The following is a 7,960-nucleotide window of genomic DNA, read 5'->3' on the forward strand; positions in this document are numbered from 1 at the left end:
CGGCGCAGGACGACATAGCCGAGCGGGAAGATCGAGGCGCCGACGACGGCACCGAGACCGAGCACCATCCGGTAGACGACCTGCGGGTCATGACTCAGCCAGTAGACGGGTGTCAGCAGCAGCGGGTATCCGCCCTGGTAGAACGTGCCTCCCGAGAAGTCTCCGGCCGGGCCGCCGACGAGCCAGCGGGCGGCGATGAGATAACCCGCCTCGTCGGGATACGCCGTCGGAGCGGCCTGGCCCCGGCCCAGCCACAGACGGCAGGCGACCTGAGCCAGCCACCCCGTCACGAGCAGGAGCACCGAGCGCCGGCGCCCGTGTACACCGCGTGGACCGGGCCGCCGGGCGCCCCCGCCGTCCAGGACGGGAGAGGGCGGGGCCGGGGCGTCGATGAGAGCCGATGTCATGACTCGTACCGTCGCGACCGCTTGTCACCGTCTCGTCCATGAAATTTCCGGGTTCTGTGACATTGGAGAGGACGCGACGTTGCACGGACATAATCGGCACATGGTCGCCGTGCTGCTCGTGGAGGACGATCCCTCGGCCCGCGCGGGTCTGGAGCTGGCGCTGAGTCATCTGGGACACAATGTGACGTCCCGCGCCACCGGCGAGGAGGGACTGGACTACGCGCGCGCCCGCGTCCCCGAGATCGCGCTCTTGGACGTCATGCTCCCGGGCATCGACGGCATCGAGGTGTACCGAGCTCCGGCTGCTGTTGGAGCTCGCGCGCCGTCCCGGCCACGCGCAGACCCGGCAGCAACTGCTGGTGCGGGTGTGGGAGCGGACCTTCCCGGGGGACTCCCGGCTGGTGGACGCGTGCGTTCAGCGGGTCCGATCCAAGATCGGAGCAGAGTTCATCGAGACGGTCCGGGGCTTCGGTTACCGGTTCGTGACCCCATGATCCGGTTTCGGTCCGGCGGTCTGCGGGTCCGCCTGGTGGCCGCGTTCACGGGGGTGGCCGTCTTCTCGTCGCTGGTCGCGTCAGGCATCGCCTACCAACTGATCAGGCGCGCGATGCTGCAGAGGACACAGGACTACCAGCTCGCCGAGGTGAAGAACACACTGAGCCGGCAGGTACCGGTCACCGTCCCGCCCACCGCCTACCTGACCCAGCGGGTCATGGAGCGGCTGACCGCACCCGGCAGAGAGGTGTACGTCTTCGATGTTCCGCCCGGTACGTCCCTCGCATCGCTGGTCGAAGAGAACTCACGGCTGGCGCTCTACGTCACCGAGAGTTTCGTGGGCAGAGCCGACGGCGGCACCGTGTTCCGCCGGATCGTCCACCGCGGCGTACCCAAGCTGGTCATCGGCGCACGGGTATGGTCGGACGGTTCCGAACCTTCGCCGATCATCGCCTTCGTCGTGGTGGACCTGAGCCGCGAGGCCGCCGACCTGCAGGCTCTCGCGCGTACCGTGGCCGCCGCGGATGCGGTGGTGGTGATCCTTGCCGTCGGCATCGCCCTCGCGGCGGCGCGCGGAGTGCTCCGCCCCGTACGGCTGCTCGGCCGGGCGGCGCGACGGCTCGGAGAGGGCCGCCTGGACACCCGGGTGACGGTCACCGGCCGGGACGAACTGGCCGCGCTGGCCCGGACCTTCAACGCCACCGCGAGTGCGCTCGAGGCGACCGTGGCCGAGCTGCGGTCGATGGAGGCGGCGTCCCGGCGGTTCGCCGCCGACGTGTCGCATGAGCTCCGCACCCCGCTCACCGCCATGACCGCGGTCGTCGACGTGCTCTCCGCCGAGGCCACCGGCTCGGCGGACGGCGGCACGGCCGCCCTGCTGGTCGCGGATCAGATCCGGCGGCTGCATGCCCTGGTCGAGGACCTGCTCGAGATCAGCAGGCTGGACGCCGGCACCGCGTCGCTGGTCCTCGACGACGTCCTGGTGGCCGAAGCGGTATGTGGCAGCCTGTCCGCTCGCGGCTGGACCGACGCGGTCGTGCCCGCCGTTCCCGCGGAACTGACGGCCCGGGTGGATCCGCGCCGGCTCGACGTCGTCATCGCGAACCTGGTCGGCAACGCCATCGAGCACGGCGCCCCGCCCGTCCAGGTCCACGTCGAGCCGAGGGACGAGGACGGGGTGCCCGGGTTCGTCCTGACCGTCGGCGACCAGGGCCCCGGGGTGCCGGAGGACCTGCTTCCCGTCGCCTTCGACCGCTTCGTCAAGGGGGACGCCTCCCGCGGACGGGGTGGCAGCGGGCTCGGATTGTCCATCGCCCGGGCCAACGCCGAACTGCACGGCGGAACCCTGTGCGCGGCCAACGCGCCGGAGGCGGGTGCCGTCTTCACCCTGTGGCTGCCCCTCGCCCGGGAGGAGGAGTGATGAGACGGGCGGTAACGGTGACCGCGATCGCGTTGATGCTCGCCGGCTGCGGCATCCGGCCGACCGGCATCGTCGATGCCGGGTCCGCGCCGATGGCCGATCACGAGCATCAGCGCAACGTCATCTATCTGCTGAAAAAGGACCGGCTGACACGGGTCGAACGGGCCGGTATGGACGGCGACACGCTGCTGCCCCTCCATCAGCTCGGCCTCGGGCCCACCGCGGACGAGCTGCGCGCCGGCATCACCACCGCGGTGCCGGGTGGGCTGGGGTACGTCCGGGACGATACGGGTGTGCTGCGGGTCGTGAACGGAAACGGACCGGGAGAACACGGCCGCGGGTCCCTGACGCGGACTGCTCGCGCGCAGATCGCCTGTACCGCCGATGCGCGCGGCACCGGGACGCCCAGTGTCGGCTTTCCCAGTGCTGCGCGCAGCACCCGGACGTCGAGCGTCCGCTTTCCCGGTGACCGGCGGACCTATGCCTGTGCGGACTTTCGCGACCTGCGCTGAACGCCGAGGTCGCGGACGCCGCACGCCGACGGCGCGCGGCGAGACGTCGACGGTGGCCTGCGTCGGCGGTGGACAGACGTCGCGTCGGTCTGTCACTATTCTCGACATGATCGTTGGAAGGGGCGACGCCGCCCTCATCTGGTGAGCGTTCTTGTGCAGCGGGAAGCTGCCGAAATCCGCGAAGAATGGCTGGGCCTGGCGTTGTCGACGCTGCCCGCCGACCGTCCGGCCGCAGAGGCGGCCATCTCCGAGTTGTACGGCCTGATCGGGCTCGCTCCACCGCGTTTCCACTGGGTCTCGTCACCGGCCGCGGCGCTGGCGACCGTGCCGCCGGGCATACGCCTGCGGCCCTCGGAGTCCGTTGACCGGATGGCCGACTGGCCTGTGCCACCACGGCTCGTCCGGCTGATGAGAGACTTGTGCCGCGAACTCGACTCCCAGGTCAGATGGGTCCATCAGCCGATGGACCAGCTCATCCGCCAGGAGGTTCGCAGCTCGCTCGCGCGATCCTCCGACAGTGCGCTCGTCCGGTCGCTGCGGGCGGCGCACGACTCGCCGTACCACCCGGCGACCGCCTGGTACGGGGCGCAGTGCGTCTCCTGGGTCGCCCACTATGACGCCCTCCGCCGGGTGGCCGGGGTGGTCTTCACTCCTGAGCAGAACCGTCGGTTGGAGCCGTGGGCCGTGGTGGCTCGGTCGTGCGGCTGGTGGTGGCCTCGTGAGGGCGTCTGTGTCATCTCCGAGCGGCCCGTCACCCTGCACACGGAGGTGTGGGGCGACGCCGGCGAGGTGCGCCTGCATCGCGCGGACGGCCCCGCGATCCGTTACGCGGACGGGTGGGACGCGTATGCCTGGCACGGGACGACGGTGCCCTCGTGGGTCGTCACCGATCCGAGCGTCCGGCGGATCGACGAGGAGCCCAACGTCGAGGTCAGGCGGTGCGCCATCGAGCACATCGGCTGGGCCTCCTATATCGACCAGGCGAGGCTGCGGCTGGTCGGCTCGGCGCCCGACCCGGGCAACCCCGGCTCGCAACTGCGGCTCTACGACATGCGGAAGGAGACCAGGGTGCTGCTCGCGGTCAACGGCTCCGTCGAACGTGACGGACACCGCCGCCGGTATGGGCTGACCGTGCCGGGCTTCTTCGACGATCCGATCGCCGCCGCCGGCTGGACCTACGGGCTGTCCGCCGAGCAGTACTCCCTTCTCGTCCGCCGAACCTGAGGTGACCTCCATGACTGTGACTCTTGCTTCGCTCTCCCAGCAGACCGGACTCGCCGTGCTCGACCACCTCGAGCGGTCGGTGAGCATCCCCGTCGTCGACGGGCTCCAGGCTCAGGGCGACCTCATCCTCATTCCGCTCTCCGTCGTCGCGTCGTCCGTGCGGGTCCGGCCCGGTGCAAACTGGACGGCGGTGCCCCCTGAGGGCGTCGAGTTGCTTCGCGGCGCAGCCGGGGGCAACCCGCACACCCTCGTCGCCGACCCCGGCACGTGCCGGTGGACGACCGACGTGTCCGACTTCGACTGGTTGGCGATCGGCATCTTCGAGACCTCGGCCGTCGCCTATCTGCTGCATCCCGAGCACGGGGCCACGGGCTGCACGCCGGGCGCCTACGTCGTGCGCCGGCAGCGGGAGCACGAAGGGCAGCGGGCACGCCTGGTCACGGACTGATCCCGTAGCTCGCCCCTCCCGCCTCATTGCATGCTCACGCCGTGCGGGTGGTCGAAGGACACCGGGCAGGTGAAGACCCACAGCGAGTACCCGCGGCCGATCGTGATCCCGGTCGGATCCGATCAGCTCGGGTGCTCGTGGAACTCGCCCTCGGTCCCGGCGTCCTCGAGGGGCGCCAGGCTCGGGCTCGGGCTGCTCGGTGAGCACGTCGGTGACCTCGGCCGAACGGCGCCAGCGCAGCACCAGCGCGGGGCAGTAGAGGGGGTCGTGGTCGCGCGGGCACCAGAGGATCTGCAGGACGTCGGCCCCGGGCGGTCCCACCAGGTCGGGCACGTCGCGCAGGTAGAACTGGGCGACGGCGAGCATGGTGGTGGGCGTGTCAGGATCGGCGCCCTCGGCGTCGAGGCGGTCGAGCTCGGCCCGTTCCAGCGGCGTGATGGCGAACTGCCCGCCCTGCGCGTCCGCCCCCAGGCCGCCGACAGGATGCGCCTGCGGCGCCGTTCGGCGTCCAGGCGGGTGAAGTCGCCCCCGTTGTCGTGCGGCTCTTCGCATGCCGGCCAGGGCTCACCGGTGGGCCAGAGCAGGGGGCCGCCGACCGAGCTGTCGCGGACACCGGGCGTCCCAGGCCGGGAGTGGAGGCGCGTGGCCGTCCGGGCGAGGGACGCGATCTCGGGAAACACGGCCGCGAGGTCGACTGGGCGCGGTGGGGTCGTCCGGGTCATGTCGCCAGAAGCTAACGGGTGCCTCCGTCAAGCGGCCCACCCGATGGCCGGCAGGAGTGCGTCCGGCCCGCCCGGACGCCTCCTGCGTCATTCGTCGCCCATGACCTTTGCGGGGTCCATGCCCAGTTCGATGAGGACTCTGCGGGCGGTGTTGCGCCCGGGCCGGCCGGACACCGACCCGCCGGGGTGCACGGTGGCGCCGGTCGGGTAGAGGCCGGGAAGCAGCGCCGCATCGGACCATCCCGGCACGGTGGTGCCGTCGTCGGCGACGAACTCCCCGCCGTGGCAGGATCCGCCGGCGTTGTGCGGGTTGCGTCGTTCCAGGTCGATCGGGCTCTCGGGCCGTACGGCCAGCACGCTCGCTTCGTCGAGACCGTCGACCTGTGCGGCCGCATGGGTGACGAGTGCGGCGGCGAAGCGTTCGCGCTCCACGCCCCAGTCGCGCCCGCCGGCGAGCCGGTACGGTGCGATCGTCAACAACTTGCAGGTCGCGTGACCGTCCGGCGCCCTGGTGCCGTCGACGGCGTTCGGGCAGACCACGAGGATCCATGGGTCGGCGGCGTAGGTCTCACCTCGGTCGAAGGCTCTGATCTGCTCGGTGAGCCCGGCGACGGAGCCGAGGCCGCCCGCCACCGCCTCGACGCTGCGGCCGCCGGGGATCGGATAGCGCACTCCGGCTCGCAGGGCGAGGTGGACCGCGAAGAGGGTGAGGCCCGGACGCCAGGCCCGGTTCGCGGCCAGCGCCGCGGCCGGCGCGGCGGCGCCTTCGATCATGTCGGCCAGCCGGGCGACGTGGGCACTCGACACCACCGCGCGGCGGGCGGCGTAGACCTCGCCGCCTGCGCACCTGACTCCGCTCGCCCGCCCGTCGACGACCAGGACGGCCTCGACCGGGCGGCCGGTGAGCACACTGCCACCGCGGTCCTCGACCAGCCGGGCCAGCGCCTGCGGCAGCATGCCCGACCCGCCGATGGGCACGGCCCAGCCGAACCTGCTGCGGCCGGTGGTGATGGCGAACGGGAGGAGCCCCGTGCCGGCCCGGTCCGGCCGCTGGATGGTGGCGAACGACAGCCACAGCAGGAAGTCCCTGACCCCGTCGTCGACGAACCGATCGTGTACGACCTCGAAGGCGCTGCGCTCGCGTAGCTCGGCGTAGCGACGATCGTCGGCACGCGCGCGGGGGTCGAGCGTCCCGGCGTTCCATCGCCCGTGCGGGGCCTTCAGATCGGTCTCCCACTCCTCGTGCAACCTGAGGTAGGCCTGCGCATCCCGCGCCGACCGCACCGCGATCTCCTTCGCGGTGGCAGAGGGATCACGGTGCATCACCAGGCTCGAACCGTCGCGCAGCCGCATCACGACCGCCGGATCGGGATGCGTGTAGGACAGCCCGTACCTGCCGAGGTCGAGTTCGTCGTCGCGGATCAGCGGATTGGACTGGAGCAGGACGTGCGCGCTCGAGCAGGAGTCGTGCCGGTAGCCGGGCAGGGTCAGTTCCTCGGTGACCGTGTTGCCGCCGATGACATCACGCGCCTCGAGCACGATCACCTCCAGGCCGGCGGCGGCGAGATAGGCCGCGCTGACGAGGCTGTTGTGCCCGGCGCCCACGATCACGATGTCCGCGGTGCCCGCGATGCTCCCGTCGCCGGCTCCTGCCGTTCGCCTCGCCATGGCGGCCTCCTTCTCGCTCGGTCAGCCGACCTGGTGCAGGCCGAAGGGGTAGTCGTGCAGGCGCTGCGCGCCGTCATCGGTGACGAGCAGCAGTTCCCCGGTCTGGACACCCGCGCTCTGATCCAGGGTGACGACGTTCGGCTGGACGACCACGGTCATGCCCGCGGTCAAGACGACGTCGGGCACGGCGTCGAGCGGCCCGCGCGGGCCGGCGATGACCGGCGGGAGGTAGCCGCCGCCGAAGCCGTGCACGAGGTCGTCGACCGCCGTGTACCCGGCGGCCTCGATGACGGCTCCGGCCGCCACCAGCTCACGGGCGTGAGTCCCGGGGGTCAGCCGCGCGCGGATCGCGTCGAATGCCTCCTCGGCGACCGCGTGAAGCCGCGCGTACTGCGGGGTCGGGGGTGCGCAGACGGTGAAGGTCCGCAGCAACTGCCCCGCGTACTCCGGCGCGACGGCGACGCTGATCTCGCACGTGACGACGTCGCCGTGGTGGATCCGCCGGTCGGTCGGCCACTGGGCGGGCACGCAGAGCGAGGGGCGCTCCATCGAAGTGATGCCTAGGTAGTGGATGTGGTGCATGCCGCCCGCTGTGACATAGGAGCGTTCCATCTCGGCCACGAGCTCGTGTTCGGTCACGTCCTCACACAGGGCCCGCTCGAGCGCAGCGACGGTGGCGTCGGTGAGCGCGGCCGCCTTTCGCAGGGCGGCCACCTCCTCGGCGGACTTCACCAGGCGCATCGCGGTGTAGGCCGCGTTGAGGTCGACCACCTCGGCGACCCGGCCGGCCAACGTGCGGTAGTGCCAGAACGGCAGCGGGCCCACGATCCCGATGCGGGCGGGACGCTCACCGCCCGAGGCGAGCCGGTCGAGGGCGGTCGTGATCGCGTCTCGTCCCGTCGGCTCGACCGGCACCCGCGACAGCCGGCTGGCGTGCGGCACGTGATTGTAGAAGGACACGAGAAGCAGGTCGTCGGCTTCCTGAGGGCCGACGATCAGCAGCGCCTCGCGGGTGACCGGCCACCCGGTGAGCCATGGCACCGCGCTACCGGAGCGGTTCGCGC

General features: G+C 71.6%; 6 protein-coding genes and 2 pseudogenes. 5 read left to right on the plus strand and 3 right to left on the minus strand.

What is annotated here, in order from left to right; translation table 11 throughout:
- A pseudogene (locus tag HKK72_RS32575) lies at positions 1-407 on the minus strand (hypothetical protein); the annotation flags it as partial.
- 100 nt (positions 408-507) lie between these two features.
- Between HKK72_RS32575 and HKK72_RS32580 the strand changes: the two are divergent.
- The 5 genes and pseudogenes from HKK72_RS32580 to HKK72_RS32600 all read left to right on the plus strand — a co-directional run bounded on the left by HKK72_RS32580 (position 508) and on the right by HKK72_RS32600 (position 4,506).
- A pseudogene (locus tag HKK72_RS32580) lies at positions 508-901 on the plus strand (DNA-binding response regulator).
- Positions 898-2,322: a sensor histidine kinase gene (locus HKK72_RS32585; protein ID WP_187238275.1), complete on the plus strand. Its 1,425-nt coding sequence runs from the start codon at positions 898-900 to the stop codon at positions 2,320-2,322. Before HKK72_RS32580 ends, HKK72_RS32585 begins: the two are co-directional and overlap by 4 nt.
- A 17-nt stretch (positions 2,323-2,339) precedes the next feature.
- A complete protein-coding gene (locus tag HKK72_RS32590; protein WP_187238276.1) occupies positions 2,340-2,834 on the plus strand; it encodes a hypothetical protein in 495 nt (164 codons plus the stop codon).
- A 141-nt stretch (positions 2,835-2,975) separates the two neighbouring features.
- Positions 2,976-4,058, plus strand: coding sequence for a DUF6745 domain-containing protein (locus HKK72_RS32595; protein WP_222721420.1), 1,083 nt, complete (start codon positions 2,976-2,978; stop codon positions 4,056-4,058).
- Positions 4,059-4,068: 10 nt separating this feature from the next.
- On the plus strand, positions 4,069-4,506 hold the full coding sequence (locus HKK72_RS32600) for a hypothetical protein (protein ID WP_187238277.1): 438 nt from the start codon (positions 4,069-4,071) through the stop codon (positions 4,504-4,506).
- An 809-nt stretch (positions 4,507-5,315) separates the two neighbouring features.
- Here HKK72_RS32600 and HKK72_RS32605 read toward each other — a convergent pair.
- Complete coding sequence (locus HKK72_RS32605; protein ID WP_187238278.1) at positions 5,316-6,896, minus strand: phytoene desaturase family protein; 1,581 nt, start codon at positions 6,894-6,896, stop codon at positions 5,316-5,318.
- Between the two features lie 21 nt (positions 6,897-6,917).
- Positions 6,918-7,960 (minus strand): M24 family metallopeptidase (locus HKK72_RS32610; protein WP_187238279.1); only part of this gene is annotated, 1,043 nt, incomplete at its 5' end.

It is taken from the genome of Actinomadura sp. HBU206391 (assembly GCF_014323665.1).
Lineage (GTDB): Bacteria > Actinomycetota > Actinomycetes > Streptosporangiales > Streptosporangiaceae > Actinomadura_C.

Bases quoted from the DNA above. Each gene is read 5' to 3' on its own strand.
- HKK72_RS32585 (WP_187238275.1), top strand. From the start codon at position 898: ATGATCCGGTTTCGGTCCGGCGGTCTGCGGGTCCGCCTGGTGGCCGCG.
- HKK72_RS32600 (WP_187238277.1), top strand. From the start codon at position 4,069: ATGACTGTGACTCTTGCTTCGCTCTCCCAGCAGACCGGACTCGCCGTG.
- HKK72_RS32605 (WP_187238278.1), bottom strand. From the start codon at position 6,896: ATGGCGAGGCGAACGGCAGGAGCCGGCGACGGGAGCATCGCGGGCACC.